The sequence below is a fragment of the Amycolatopsis sp. WGS_07 genome (genome assembly GCF_045278895.1).
Lineage (GTDB): Bacteria > Actinomycetota > Actinomycetes > Mycobacteriales > Pseudonocardiaceae > Amycolatopsis.
The window spans coordinates 7915310-7928843 of sequence record NZ_CP136053.1 but is presented as its reverse complement, the minus strand read 5'-3'; the positions used below and the strand labels follow the sequence as shown (position 1 = coordinate 7928843).

The following is a 13534-nucleotide window of genomic DNA, read 5'->3' as shown; positions in this document are numbered from 1 at the left end:
GTATGGAGAGCGCGAGGCCGGTCCGCGGCGGCACGCTGCGGTACTTCGGGTCCGGCGGAATGGACCACATCGATCCGGCGTGCGCCTACTACGCTTTCGACCACCAGATCATCCGGCTGTTCGCCCGTCAATTGTTCAGCTATCCCACCACGCTCGACGAGACGGCGCTGCGGCCGGTGCCGGACGTCGCGGCGGAGATGCCGACGACCGCCAACGGCGGCGTGAGCGAGGACGGGCGCACGTACGTGATCCGGCTGCGCCCCGGCGTGTGCTGGGACACCGATCCGGTGCGCGAGGTCACCGCCGCCGATTTCGTGCGCGGGTTCAAGCGGATGTGCAATCCGGTCGCGGGGGCCGGCGCGGTCGCGTACTACACCAGCACGATCAAGGGAATGGCCGAGTTCGCCGAGGGCTACCGCGCGGCGTTCGCGGACGTCCCTCGCCCCGCCGCGGCGCAGCTGGCCGAGTACCAGAACTCCCACGAGATCTCCGGGCTCACCGCGGAAGGCCCGCGGGTCCTGCGGATCGAATTGATCCGCCCGGCCAACGACATGCTGAACATCCTGTCGATGATGTTCGCCTCGGCCGCGCCGGCGGAGTACGACCGGTTCGTGCCCGGCAGCCCGGAGCTGGCCGGCGCGCTGCGCTCGAACGGACCGTACCGGGTCACGGCGTACGAGCCGGGCCGGTGCCTGTCGATGGCCCGCAATCCCGCCTGGAGCCAGGAAACCGACTCGTTGCGCCACCAGTACGTGGACCGCATCGAGGTCGAGATGGCGCAGGTCGACGACCGCGAGGTGCGCCGGCGGATCGAGGCGGGCGAGGTCGACCTGTCGTGGGGTTCCCCGGTGATCAGCAAGGACCGGCGGGTGCTGGACGCGGACCGGCACCTCGGCTACGCGCTGAACCCGTACCTGGTGTTCAATCTGCGCAGCCCCAACTCCGGTGGTGCGGTGCGGAAGCTGGGCGTGCGGCGGGCGATCGCCTACGCGGTCGACAAGGCCGCCAAGGTGAAGTTCTTCGACGAGATGAACGTCGGCACCGTCACCGAGCCCGCGCACACGGCCATTCCGCGCGGGAACACCGGGTACCGCCCCTACAACCGCTATCCCACGCCGGGCGACCGGGGCGACCCCGAGCGGAGTCGTCGCTTGCTCGCCGAAGCCGGTTATCCGGACGGCCTCCGGCTCAGAGCCGTGTACCGCGACGACGCCGTGCACGCCGAGATCGCCGAGTCCTACGCGGAGGACCTGGCGGCCGCGGGCATCACGGTGGACCTGGTGCTGGTGGGCCAGTCGGACGACTTCTACCGGATCCTCCAGGACCCGGCCAAGGCCGAAGCGGGGGAGTGGGACCTCGCCGCGGCGGCGTGGACCCCGGACTGGTTCGGCAACAACGGCCGCGCCTACGTGCAGCCGATGTTCCAGTCGAATTTCGCCGCGGGCACCACGAACTACGGCGACTACCGCAACCCGGCGGTCGACCGGCTGATCGAGGAGGCGCTGTCGGAACCGGATCCGGCGCGCGCGGAAAGCCTGTGGCACGAGGTGGACCGCCAGGTGCTGGAGGACGTCGCGATCGTCCCGGTGATGGCGTGCGAGCCGACGATCCCGCACATGACGAGCGCGCGCGTGCGCAACGCGCTGCCCATGCCGCAGATCGACCGCTGGCTCGACGCGGCGAACCTCTGGCTCGATCCGCCGGACTGAGGGGCGGCCGGGAAACTACTGAGTTGGCGGGGTGAGCTGAGATGGCGGTGCGGGCTGGCCTCGTGGTGCGTGCGGTGCGGGTGCTCGGGACGACCGCCGTCGTACTCGGTCCGGCGGCGGTGCAGACGCTGTTCCGGGCCGCGGTGCGCGGACGGGAAGCGGCGCTCGAATACTTCTGCGCCCGCGTCACGGTGTTGCTGACCAAGCTGGGGCCAACGTTCGTCAAAGCCGGCCAGGTGCTCGGCACGCGCAGGGACGTGGTGCCCGTCGCGCTGTGCGACGCGCTGTCGGTCCTGCAGGATTCGGTCGCGCCGCTGGACGAGGCCGAGACCGCGCGCGCGTTAACGGAGGCGTATGGGAGCGAGGCCGACGAGGTCTTCGCGGAACTGGACCCGCGGCCGGTCGCGAGCGGCAGCGTGGCTTCGGTCTACCGGGCGCGGCTGCGAACCGGGCAGGACGTGGCGGTCAAGCTCCGCCGTCCCGGCATCGAGCGCGTGATGACCGACGACCTCACGCTGATCCGGCGCGGTGCGGCGATCGTGGCGCGGCTCCCGGTTTTCCGGAATGTTCCGGTGCGCGAGGTGGTCGGCAGCCTGGCTGACGCGGTGCTGGGCCAGCTCGATTTCGAGCGGGAGGCCGACAGCCTGCGGCGGCTGCGCAAGAACCTGTCGGAGGTGCCGCGGGTGTGGGTGCCGAAGGTCTACCCGGAGGCGTGCCGTCCGCGCTGCATCGTCATGGAGTTCATCCCCGGGCTCGTGCTGGATGCCGCGGACGGGTGCGGCGCCGCCGCGCGCAGGCGGTTCGCGGCGTCGGGCATGGCCGCGATGTACCAAATGCTGTTCGTGGACGGATTCGTGCACTGCGACATGCATCCGGGCAATCTCTACTTCACCCGCGGCTCCCAGGTGGTGGTGCTCGACGCCGGGTTCAGCGTGCAGTTGAGCGACCGGCTGCGGCGGCTGTTCGCCGAGTTCTTCCTGAACATGGCGATCGGCCGCGGCGAGCAGGCGGCCAAGATCGTGCTGGAAAGCGCCGCCGGGATCAGCGAAAACGCCGACGTGCAGGGGTTCACCGAGCGGATGGCCGACCTCGTCGAGCGCAGCCACGGCCTGCCCGCCAAGGAGTTCAGTCTGATCGCGTTCGCCGCCGAGATGTTCGACCTGCAGCGCCGCTTCGGCATTCACGCGGCGACCGAGCTGATCTTTCCCTTGCTGTCCCTGCTCGTCATCGAGGGCACCATCCGGGCGCTCGATCCGGATCTCGACTTCCAGGAGGCGGCCCGGCCGCAGCTCATGCGCGGTCTGTTCGGGACCGGCCGGGGAGCAGCGCGCTGACGTCGAGCGCGGCCAGCGCGCGGGCCGGGAAGTCGCAGTACCACAGGTGCTGGCCGTCCCAGGTCATTCCGGTCGGCCTGCCGGGAGCCCGCAGCGCGCCGAGCGGCTCGCCGGACTCCGGGTCGATCGCGCGGACGAGGGCGTCTTCGAAGTCGCCGTAGCACACCATGCCCGGCAGGAGGGTCAGCCCGGACGGCGAATCGCCCGCCACCGGGAACTCGCGTTCGACCAGCATGGTCTCGTAGTTTCGACGCTGAACGACCGTTGGGCCGCGCAGGCACATCCACAAGCCGTCCGTTCCGAACTCGATGCCGGTCAGCCTGCCGCTGGCGGGCAGCACCTCTTTCTCGCCGCGCACCTGACCGGTGTCCGGGTCGAGCTGCAGGATCCGCTTTGGCCGCCCGCCAACCTGGAGCAGGGAGACGCCGTCGTAGGCGAGGTCGGCCCGGGCGCGCGGACAGGCCAGTTCGCGCCGCACGGAACCGTCGGCGGGGTCGATGGCGAAGACGGTCCCGGCCTCCTGGTCCGAATGCCACAGCAGCGTGCCGTCCCAGGTGAGTCCGCACAAATAGGAGCCGGGAGCGGGCAGTGTCCGCACGATCGGCGCGGCTGACGCCGATTCCGTGGTCGCCATGTGCTGTCCTTCCGCCGCTCCGCGATGTCACTATAATAATATATTGCTAGGCAAGGGGGTACTGGAATGGATTCCGCGCTGGCGGATCTCGCGCAGGCGCATGTGGACGGACACTCGCGCGCCGGCCCGCGAGTCGCGGACGCGGCCGCGGCGCCGCTGAAGTGGGACGACGCGTACTGCCGCCGGGTGGCCGCGTACTACGACCAGGGTCCGCTGTTCGACCTCGACGCGGCCCTCGCGGACCGGTACCGCCGGTTTCAGCGGGAGACGTGGGAGCACTTTCAGCTCGTTGCCGAGGCGGGCATCGAGGTGCGGCCGTGGCGAGGGCCGGGGCAGCCGTACCGCACTTCGGCCGAGTTGCGAGCCGCCGTCCGCACCACCGGCGTGCTGTATGTGTACCTGACCAGCGCGGCACACGGTCCGGGAACGGGCCGCGCGGGGCATCCGATGGCCGAGCCGTCCGGGGTCGTCGCGGACGGGGTGCGGCTGTGCCACAACGATATTTTCCGTGCGGTGCACGACGTGTTCGGACATGTGCTGTCCGGCTCCGGGTTTTCGCCGCGCGGCGAGTTCCGGGCGTCGTTCTGCCACTTGAGCATGTACTCCGAGCCGGTGCATCCGGTCTTGTTCACCGAGCAGATCGCCCAGATCTGCTGGTATTTCTACGGGCCGCACGCCGCGCGGCGCAGGTACCCGGAGCAAAAGGTGTTCGCCTTCCCGGAGGCCTACGTCGAGGAGTTCCGGGCTTTGTTCACCCTGGAAAAAGTTACTTAAAGAAGATATGCTCACCCGGTGACCGAGCTTATGGACGCCAGGCGGCTCGGGGCGGCCGTCCACGCCGATTTTCCCATTCTGGCCAGGCGATTCGGCCCCGATCCGCTGGTTTACCTCGACAACGCCGCGACCTCGCAGAAACCGCGGCCGGTGCTCGACGCGATCCTGGGCTACTACACCGAGGCGAACAGCAACGTGGGGCGCGGCTACTACCAGCTGAGCATGGCGGCCACCGACGTGTACGAAGGGGCGCGCGCGGCCGTGCAGCGGGCGCTGAACGCGGCACATCCGGACGAGATCGTCTTCACCGCGGGCACGACCGCGTCGGTCAACCTGGTCGTCGACACGTTCGGCCGAGCGACGGTGCACGAGGGCGATCAGGTGGTCGTCACCGGCATGGAGCACAATTCAAACCTGCTGCCGTGGCGCAGGCTCTGCGAGACGACCGGCGCGGAGCTGGTCGTAGTGCCCGCGGAGGGCACCGGACGGGTGGACCCGGCGCGGTTCGCCGAGGCGCTGGGCCCGCGCGTGCGCATCGCGGCCGTCGCGCACGTGTCCAATGTGGTCGGCACGGTGAACCCGGTCCGGCGGATGATCGCCGACGCGCATCGCCTGCGGATCCCGGTGCTGGTAGACGGTGCGCAGGCGGTCCCGCACCGGCGGGTCGACGTGCAGGACCTCGACGCGGACTTCTACTGCTTCTCCGCGCACAAGGTCTACGGCCCGATGGGCACCGGGGTGCTGTACGGGAAACGAGAACTGCTTTCGCGCCTGGAGCCTTACCAGGTCGGCGGCGGCACGGTGAAAGGCGTGACCTTCGAGGAACCGGTCGCGTACGTGCCCGCCCCCGCGCGGCTTGAGGCGGGAACGCCGAACGTCGCCGGCGCGGTCGGGCTGGCCGCCGCGCTGTCCTATGTGGACGAACTGGGCTGGGACGAGGTCCGGCGGCACGACGAGACGCTGGTGCGCACCGCGGCCGAGATGCTGGGCAGCCTGTCCCGGGTCCGGATCATCGGAGACCCGACGGCGGAGCCGAGCGGGATCGTGTCCTTCGCGGTCGACGGGATCCATCCGTACGACGTGGGCGGGCACCTCGACCGGCACGGCGTCGCGGTGCGCAGCGGGGTGCACTGCGCGAACGTCTTCGTCGACAGCTTCGGCGTCGTGGGCACGGTCCGGCTCTCGTTCGCGGTGTACAACACCGAAGCCGAGATCGACCTCGTGCGGCGCGCGGTGGCGACGGTCGAACCCGGGTTCTGGACCACCGAGCATCCGGAAGAACGGTTCCTGGAGGCGGGCGAGTGACAGCCACCGGGTTCGACGCCGCCGGCTACAAGCGGGACCAGCGGGAGAACTGGAACGCGGTCAGCGAGGGCTGGGAGGTCTGTCGCGAGGAGTTCGAGACCGGCGGCGCCTCGGTGTCCGCGCTCCTGCTCGAACTCGGCGGCGTGCGGCCGGGGCACCGGGTGCTCGACGTCGGGACCGGCACCGGCGATCCCGCGCTGGCGGCCGCTTCGGCGGTGGGGCCGCGGGGCCGGGTGACCGGCATCGACCTCGCGCCGGACATGATCGAACGCGCCCGCGCCAGGGTCCGGCCGGGCGACAGCGTCGGATTCGAGGTCGGCGACGCGGAATCGCTGGACCGCCCGGCCGCGTCGTTCGACGTCGTGCTGAGCCGGTGGGGCCTGATGTTCGTGGTGGACCGCGTGGCGACGCTGCGGTCGCTCGCGCGGATGCTGGTGCCGGGCGGGGTGCTGGCCGCGGCGACGTGGGCGGCGCCGGGGTCGCTGGCTCCGATGACCTCGCTCGGCTTCGGAGTGCTCGCCAGGCGGCTGGAGCTGCCCCCGCCGCGGGAGGGCGCGCCGAGCCCGTTCAGCATGGGCGATCCGGACGTGCTCGGCGAGGAGCTGGCAGAGGCCGGGTTCGGGCAGATCGAGGTCAGTTCGTTCGAGGCGCCTTTCGTGCTCAGCTCGCCGGAGCGCTATGCGGAGTACGCCAAAGCGGTGACCCCGCCGGGGCTCAAGGCGCTGCTGCGCGAGCGGTTCGGCAGCGAGGACGACCCGGACACGTGGGCCGAAGTCGCGGACGCCGCGGCCGCGTTCCGCCGGGGCGACGGCCGGGTTTTCTTGCCCAGCAAGACGTTGCTGGCGCGAGCCGTCTCACCGGCGGCCTGATGCGCTTCGACACCAAGCTGGTGCACAGCGGCCAGCGACCGGAGCCGGGCACCGGCGACCTCGTGCCGCCGATCCACGTCGCGACGACCTATGACCGGTTCTCGCAGGATCCGCCGCGATGGTTCTACGGACGGGGCGAGAACCCGACGCGGGAAGCCCTGGAAGAATGCCTCGCCTCGCTGGAGGACGCGCCGTTTTGCACCGTGTTCTCCTCTGGGCAGGCGGCGGCCGCCGCGGCGCTTTCGCTGCTGTCGCCAGGGGATCGGCTGGTGTCCTCGGACGACGTGTACGGCGGCACCTACTCGTTGTTCGCCGAGACGGAGCGGTACGGGATCCGCGTGGAGTACGCGGACCTCGCCGACCCGGCCGAGGTCCGCCGGGCGGTGCCGGGCGCGGCTCTGGTGTGGGTGGAGAGCCCGAGCAACCCGCTGCTGAAGATCACGGATCTGGCCGGCGTCGCCGCACAGGCCCACGACTGCGGTGCGAAAGTGGTCGTGGACAACACTTTCGCCGGTCCGGCCCTCCAGCAGCCGCTCGACCTCGGCGCCGACGTGAGCCTGCACAGCACGACGAAGTTCGTCGCGGGCCACGCCGACGTGCTCGGCGGGGCCCTGATCTGCCGCGAAGAGGAGCTGCACCGCCGATTCGCGACCCATCGCACGGTGACCGGCGCGGCACCGGGCGGCCTGGACTGTTATCTCGTCCACCGGGGCGTCAAGACGCTGTCCCTGCGAGTGGCGCGGCAGGTCGAGAACGCACGGGCACTGGCCGCAGCGCTCGTCGCCTCGCCGATGGCGGCGGACGTGCGGTACCCCGGCCTGGAATCGCATCCTGGGCACGCGCTCGCCGCCGCGCAGATGTCCGGGCCCGGGTCGGTGATCAGCTTCCGGTACCGCGGCGACCCGGAGAAGCTGCTCGCGAGCACGCGGTTGTTCGCCTGCGCGGTGAGTCTCGGCGGCGTCCGGTCGCTGATCGAATGCCCGGCGCTGATGACGCACCGGCCGGTTCCCCGCCCGGTCCGGCTGGCCGCCGGGATCACCGACGACCTGATCCGGCTGTCGGCGGGGATCGAGGACGCCGCCGATCTTCTGGAGGACCTGCACCACGCGCTGGAAGGACGACAATGACGGATCCCATCCTGCTCGACGGCGGTGTCGCGACCGAACTCCAGCGCGGCGGCCTGTCCGTGCGCGACCCGTGGTGGACCACGCGGGCGCTGCTCACCGACCAGAACCGCCGGCTGCTCCAGTCGGTGCACGAGGCGTACCTGGCGGCCGGAGCGCGGGTGATCACGGCGAATACCTTCCGCACCAACCTGCGCGCACTGAGGAAGACGACGCTGGACGGCGCGGGTCAGGCGTGGATGGTGCACGCGGCGGTCGGGGTGGCGGCCGCCGCGCGGAACGCGGCGCGAGTGCCGGACGCCCTCATCGCCGGCTCGATCGGCCCGGTCGAGGACTGCTACCGCCCGGACCTGGTGCCCTCGGACGACGAACTGCGCGCCGAACACGGCTGGCTTGCACTCCAGCTGTCCCGGGCCGGGGCGGACCTGTTCCTGATCGAGACCATGAACACGATCCGCGAGGCCCGTATCGCCGTACGCGAGGTGCTCGCCGTCGGCGGACGTGCGTGGGTTTCCTTCGCCTGCAACGACGACGGGACTCTGCTGTCGGGGGAGCCGGTAACCGGGGCGGTGCACGCGGTGCAGCGGGACGGCGCGGAAGCGGTGCTGGTCAACTGCACCGGTCCGGAGGCCACGGAGGTCGCCCTCCGCGCGCTGTGCCGGGGCCGGTACGGGCTGATCGGAGCGTGTCCGAATCTCGAGGACCGGACTGGCCTGGCTGCGGGCGAGCACGTCGACCGCGCCCTGCCCTCGACACTGGAGCCGGAGCAGTTCGCCGAACTGCTGGCTCGCTGGCGTGCCGACTACGGTCTGGACATTTTCGGCGGGTGTTGCGGGACGACGCCCGCGCATATCGCGGCTGCGCGGGAGGTGCTGGCCGCACCGCAGCTGGTCGACTGACCGAGCTACGGAAACCGCACCGCACCGAGGAATCTGGCCAGCGACCAAGGTTTCCGACCCCAGACGAACGCCTTCCCGGTACACGCCGCACGCACCACGCTCAACCGGCCGAACAGCACCTGCATCAGCGCCGCAGGCTGGAAGTGCAGCTGTGCGTCAGCGGGGTGGTCGCCCGGCAGGACCGCGATCCGGTCGCGCCGCGCCTCGAGCACGACGGGGGCGGTGTAGCGGGAGCGAAACCGCACCGACACCGGCCGGTCGGAGAACGGTTCGTGGGCCAGCAACCGTCCGGTGTCGCGGGACAGCAGTTGCACGAGGAAGAGTTCGAAAGCCATCGCGGCGTCGGGTTGCGGGATCGGCCATCGTGCGCCGACGGCCGATGCGATGTCGCGGCCGTGCAGGTGCAGTTCGTTGAGCAGGTGGGCATAGCAGCCGGCCAGCGGCAGGCGCGCGCCGCCCAGCCAGCTCACCAGCTGGTCCGGTTCGGCGGTCCGGGCCGCGTCGAGGAGCCGGTCGACGTCCTCGACGATCCGCTCGGCCAGCGCCGCGGGAGCGCGTTCGGTCAGCTGTCCGAGGGTGAGGGCGTTGAGGTCGCCGAGTTCGTCCAGCGCGGTAGCTTCGACTCGCGCCACCACCCCAGGGATCGGGTGGGGCGGCAACGCGCCCGGCAGCACCGTGCCGTAAAGCTCCGCCACGGTCGCGACGTGCGCGGCTGTCTCGGCCACCGTCCAGCGGCCGATCGCCGTGGCCTCCGGAGCCGCCGTCTCGACGAGCCGGGCGAATCTTTCCGTGGTTCGGACGAGCGAATCGCGCACCGCCTGCCAGCTGCTTTCGGTGATCAGCCCGGTCACTCAAAAAGTGTATAAGAAATTAAACTGACCGAGCAAGGCTTAGCCGATCCAGGTCGCTGAGCAGCCCGGCGGCGACCGCCGGGGTGCAGAACGCGGCGGCGACACTGTGCCGGACGAGCGTGGCGAGTTCGGCCTCGGAAAGGCCGAGCCGGTCGCGGCACGTCCGGAATTCCGCGTTCGGCGACGTGCCGAACAGCCCTGGGTCGTCGGTGCCGAGCGCGACCGGGACACCCGCATCCAGTATCCGCCGCAGCGGGTGTTCGGCGAGCGAAGGGACGGCACGGGTGCGGAGGTTGGAGGTCGGGCAGATCTCGAGGGTGATGCCGTGGTCGGCGAGGTGCCGCAGCAGCCGGGGATCCCGTGCGCTGGCGATTCCGTGCCCGACGCGCTCGGCGCCGAGGTCCCGGATCGCGGACCAGACCTCGTCCGGTCCGGTGGTTTCGCCCGCGTGCGGCACGCTGTGCAGCCCGGCTGCCTTCGCCCGGGCGAACACGTCGCGGAACAGCCGCCGCGGGACACCGGCTTCCGGCCCGCCGAGCCCGAATCCCACGGTGCCGGAAGGGCTTTCGCGCAGCACCCACTCCAGTGTCGCCTCGGCGCCCGGCAGGCCGTCGTCGCCGGAGACGTCGAACACCCAGCTCAGCTCGACCCCGAGACCGCCCGCGATCCGGCGGCCGGAGTCGAGCGCCTCGGCGAGTTCGCGCGGCGCGATCCCCGATTTGCGGTGGGAGAGCGGAGTGACGGTCACTTCGGCGTAGCGCACGTTGTCGCGGGCCAGGTCGGCGGCGAGCCCGGCGACCAGTGCTTCGATGTCGGCTCCGGTCGTGACCAGCCGGTTGACGGCGGTGTAGACCGCGAGGAAATGGGCGAAATCGGTGAACTCGCAGTACTTCGCGACTTCGGCGGATTCGGTGGGCACACCGCGTCCGGGATGGCGGCGGGCCAGCTCCGCGACGGTGCTGGGGCTCGCCGAGCCCAGGAGGTGGACGTGCAGTTCGGCTTTCGGCAGCGCGGCCACGAATTCGTCCGGGGTCATGGGCAGACGCCGAAGTCCGAGACGCGCAGCGGAGGCATGGCGGTCCGGGTGCAGTAGCCGTGCCACTCCCGCGGCAGGGTCCGTTCGGTCCGGCCGGCTTCGGCGAGCCGTTCGAGCAGGGACAGCGGGCTTTCGTTGAACCGGAAGTCGCGCACCGGGCCGGCGATCTCGCCGTTCTCGACGAGCTGGACGCCGTCGCGGGTGTGCCCGGCGAGCAGCAACGACCGCGGATCCACTTCGCGCAGATACCAGACGGACGAGACCAGCAGGCCGCGGCGGGTGTTCGCGATCAGGTCCGCCAGCGTGCCGCTGCCCCCGTCCAGCACCAGGTTGTCGATCTTCGGCGTGTACCGGAGGCCGCTTTCCCGCGCGGAGTACCGGGTCTGGGTCATTGCGCTGAGCACCCCGCCGTCGATCCAGTCCGTGCGCGCCAGTGGCATTCCGTTGTCGAAGACCGACTCCGCCGCGGTGGACGCGAGCGCGAGGACGAACGGCGCGCACTCCAGGCCCGGCTCGGCGGGATCGCTGTAGAGCGTCACCGGAACGCCGGTCAGCCGCTCGCCGACGCGGGTCCCGCCGTCGGGCGCGCTGAACGCCGAACCGCCGCCGAGCGCCTCCAGCGCGTTCGCCGACTGGTGGAAGCGGAGCATGAAGTCGGCGGCGGCCGACGGTGCCAGCAGCACCTCGTAGTCGCCCGCGGGAAGCGGGATCCGCCGCGGCGTCCGGTACAGCCTCGTCGTCGCCTGGTCCGCCATCGCCGCCGCGTCGATGGCCGCGAAATCCGCCGCGCTCGCCCCGGCCCAGCTGGACGACCACCGGTTCTCCGCCGTGAGGTCGAGGATCGCGGAAGGCTGGACATGGCGCCGCCGCAACCCGGTGGACGACGCGGCATAAGTCGTGCGCACCTGGCGCTCGGCGTAGCCGGAGAAGCGGGCATCGCGCTCGAACACGTCCGCGAGTGCGGGGATCAACCCGCCGAAGTCGCCGAAGGACGTCCGCACCGGCGGCTCCGCCCAGTCCGGCGACTCGCCGGAGGGCAGCGGCTGGGCGTCCGGCGCGGGCTCGGCCCGGCGCGCGGTGCGCTCCGCGGCCCGGACCATTCCGGTGATCGCCTCGGGAGTGAGGTCCCCTTCTCGCGCGACCACGCCAGCGCGGTCCCCGGCCACCGCGACGACCGTGAGCCGCTGGGCTTGCGTGAAGCCGTTGGTAGTCAAGGAGTTCCGCGACCAGCGGAGGTGCGCGACCAGAAGTCTCCTCGGCGATGGCGAGGCACGAATCGCAGTCCCGGCTCGCCGCCACGGCGCGTTCCGCCGCCCACTGCACGGCCCGCTCACCCGGCCCTGACTACCCGGATTCCGGCGAACACCGCGGCGGGACAGCCGTGGCTCGTCGCGGAGGTCTGCATCGGCTGGCCTTTGCCGCACATGTCGGCGCCGAACACCTGGTAGCTCGACGGCCCGCCGAGCGCGGCGAGCGCGCGCCAGAACGCGGTGGTCCGGGCCTGGTAGGCGACTCCGGACAGTTGCCCGGCCAGCCTCCCGTCGCGGATGCGGTAGGCACGCTGCGCCGAGAACTGGAAGTGCTCGCGACGGGTGTCGATGGAAAAACTGTCCGAGCCGGCGAGGTAAATGCCTTCGCCAACGCCGGAAATAAGGTCTTCCAGGCCGGGGCCGCCCGAGGCGGGCCGCAGCGACACGTTGGGCATCCGCGGCAGCGGAACATGCCGGGCCGATTCGGCGAAAGAGCATCCGGTGGAGCGCTCGGCCCCGATCGCCCGCGCGGTGCCCCGGTCGGACTGGAATCCGGTCAGCACGCCGTTTTCCACGAGCGGCCACGATTGCGCGGCAACGCCCTCGTCGTCGAACCCGATGGTGGCCAGACCATGCGCGGCCGTGCGATCCGCGGTCACATTCATCAGCGACGAGCCGAAGCGGAGCGAGCCGAGGCTGTCCGGCGCGGCGAAGCTCGTGCCGGCATAGGACGCTTCGTGCCCGAGCACGCGATCCAGTTCGGTCGCGTGACCGACCGATTCGTGCAGGGTCAGCCACAGGTTCGACGGGTCGAGGACGAGGTCGTGCACTCCCGGTTCGACCGGCGTCGCGCGCTCTTTCTCCGCCAGGTGCCCGGGCAGGGCAGCGAGTTCGGCGTCCCAGTCCCAGCCGTCGCCGTCGAGGTATTCGAGTCCCCGGCATGTGGGCGGGCCCAGTGTGCGCAGCGCGGCCGCGGCCCCGGTGACGAACACCAGCGGATGCAGCCGGATGCGTTGCTGGGTGGTGACAGTGCCCGCGGAGTCCGCGTAGAACTTGTTCTCTTTGACGGCGAACAGGTGGGCGACGACCTGTTTGACCGGGTTCCCTGCCAGCAGCCGGGCGCTCCAGTCGAGCAGGGTGCCGGTGCGCTCCGCCTCCGGTGCCGAGAACGGGTCGACGGCCACGGGGGAGACCCAGGTTTTGTTGCGGTACACGGGTTCTTGCACCGGCTCGGCGGTCCGTTCGCCGAGCGCGGAAGCGGCCTCGGCCACCGCGACAGCTTCTTCGGAAGCTCGCGCCGCCGCGTCGGGCGTGGCTTCGGCGATGGCGCAGAACCCGGTGACGTCGCGTCTCCGCACGCGCACCGACAAGCCAGTCACGGTCTCATCGACACTGCCGCGCACCGCTCGGTCATGCACGACGGAATGCGCCTTCCGGACGCGTTCGAACCGGAACGACGACTGTGCCGCGCCGAGTTCCCGAGCCCGGCTCAACGCGGCGTCGGCGAGTCCGGAAAGCGGCAGCGCGAGAAAGGCTTCGTCGATCCCCGCGGACGTCAACGGGCGCGGTCCGGGACGAACGGTGCGTCGGATTCCGCCCACCAGGCGTGCTCGGCGCTGTGCGGCACGGGGTCGCCGAGGTAGCGGGCGTCGCCGGGCCGCACCGCTTCGGCCGGGTGTTCGGGGGAGAACAGGAACAACAACGGGTCCTCCTGATCGATCATCGCCGGGCACCCTTCGGCCTTGACTC

General features: G+C 71.1%; 13 protein-coding genes. 7 read left to right on the top strand and 6 right to left on the bottom strand.

The window, feature by feature from the left end; translation table 11 throughout:
- Positions 1 to 2 precede the first annotated feature (2 nt).
- Positions 3 to 1709, top strand: coding sequence for an ABC transporter substrate-binding protein (locus RPX00_RS37195; protein WP_406632476.1), 1707 nt, complete (start codon positions 3 to 5; stop codon positions 1707 to 1709).
- Between the two features lie 41 nt (positions 1710 to 1750).
- Complete coding sequence (locus RPX00_RS37190) at positions 1751 to 3043, top strand: ABC1 kinase family protein (protein ID WP_406632474.1); 1293 nt, start codon at positions 1751 to 1753, stop codon at positions 3041 to 3043.
- On the opposite strand, the gene RPX00_RS37185 is transcribed toward RPX00_RS37190, so the two are convergent.
- Positions 3000 to 3677, bottom strand: a complete 678-nt coding sequence (locus tag RPX00_RS37185; protein ID WP_406632472.1) for a hypothetical protein — start codon at positions 3675 to 3677, stop codon at positions 3000 to 3002. The genes RPX00_RS37190 and RPX00_RS37185 overlap by 44 nt on opposite strands.
- 66 nt (positions 3678 to 3743) lie before the next feature.
- Here RPX00_RS37185 and RPX00_RS37180 point away from each other — a divergent pair, with 66 nt between their 5' ends.
- The 5 genes from RPX00_RS37180 to RPX00_RS37160 are packed head-to-tail and all read left to right on the top strand — an operon-like array spanning position 3744 to position 8648.
- A complete protein-coding gene (locus tag RPX00_RS37180) occupies positions 3744 to 4451 on the top strand; it encodes a crotonobetainyl-CoA--carnitine CoA-transferase (RefSeq protein ID WP_406632470.1) in 708 nt (235 codons plus the stop codon).
- Between the two features lie 18 nt (positions 4452 to 4469).
- Positions 4470 to 5756: an aminotransferase class V-fold PLP-dependent enzyme gene (locus RPX00_RS37175; RefSeq protein ID WP_406632468.1), complete on the top strand. Its 1287-nt coding sequence runs from the start codon at positions 4470 to 4472 to the stop codon at positions 5754 to 5756.
- Complete coding sequence (locus tag RPX00_RS37170) at positions 5753 to 6625, top strand: class I SAM-dependent methyltransferase (protein ID WP_406632466.1); 873 nt, start codon at positions 5753 to 5755, stop codon at positions 6623 to 6625. Before RPX00_RS37175 ends, RPX00_RS37170 begins: the two co-directional genes overlap by 4 nt.
- Entirely contained in the window at positions 6625 to 7752 is a 1128-nt protein-coding gene (locus RPX00_RS37165; protein WP_406632464.1) for a trans-sulfuration enzyme family protein, read from the top strand. The genes RPX00_RS37170 and RPX00_RS37165 overlap by 1 nt, the downstream gene beginning before the upstream one ends.
- Entirely contained in the window at positions 7749 to 8648 is a 900-nt protein-coding gene (locus RPX00_RS37160; RefSeq protein WP_406632462.1) for a homocysteine S-methyltransferase family protein, read from the top strand. The genes RPX00_RS37165 and RPX00_RS37160 overlap by 4 nt, the downstream gene beginning before the upstream one ends.
- Positions 8649 to 8653: 5 nt before the next feature.
- Here the strand turns inward: RPX00_RS37160 and RPX00_RS37155 are convergent, their stop codons facing one another.
- The 5 genes from RPX00_RS37155 to RPX00_RS37135 form a co-directional block, all read right to left on the bottom strand.
- On the bottom strand, positions 8654 to 9499 hold the full coding sequence (locus RPX00_RS37155) for a maleylpyruvate isomerase N-terminal domain-containing protein (protein WP_406632460.1): 846 nt from the start codon (positions 9497 to 9499) through the stop codon (positions 8654 to 8656).
- A 19-nt stretch (positions 9500 to 9518) separates the two neighbouring features.
- On the bottom strand, positions 9519 to 10535 hold the full coding sequence (gene add, locus RPX00_RS37150; protein WP_406632458.1) for an adenosine deaminase: 1017 nt from the start codon (positions 10533 to 10535) through the stop codon (positions 9519 to 9521).
- The gene (locus RPX00_RS37145; protein ID WP_406632456.1) at positions 10532 to 11749 is read right to left on the bottom strand and encodes a metallopeptidase TldD-related protein; all 1218 of its coding nucleotides are present in this window, start codon (positions 11747 to 11749) and stop codon (positions 10532 to 10534) included. Before RPX00_RS37145 ends, add begins: the two co-directional genes overlap by 4 nt.
- Before the next feature lie 116 nt (positions 11750 to 11865).
- Positions 11866 to 13344 (bottom strand): TldD/PmbA family protein, encoded by a 1479-nt coding sequence (locus tag RPX00_RS37140; RefSeq protein WP_406632454.1) that lies wholly within the window; start codon positions 13342 to 13344, stop codon positions 11866 to 11868.
- The gene (locus RPX00_RS37135) at positions 13341 to 13508 is read right to left on the bottom strand and encodes a hypothetical protein (RefSeq protein ID WP_406632452.1); all 168 of its coding nucleotides are present in this window, start codon (positions 13506 to 13508) and stop codon (positions 13341 to 13343) included. Before RPX00_RS37135 ends, RPX00_RS37140 begins: the two co-directional genes overlap by 4 nt.
- Positions 13509 to 13534: the final 26 nt, after the last annotated feature.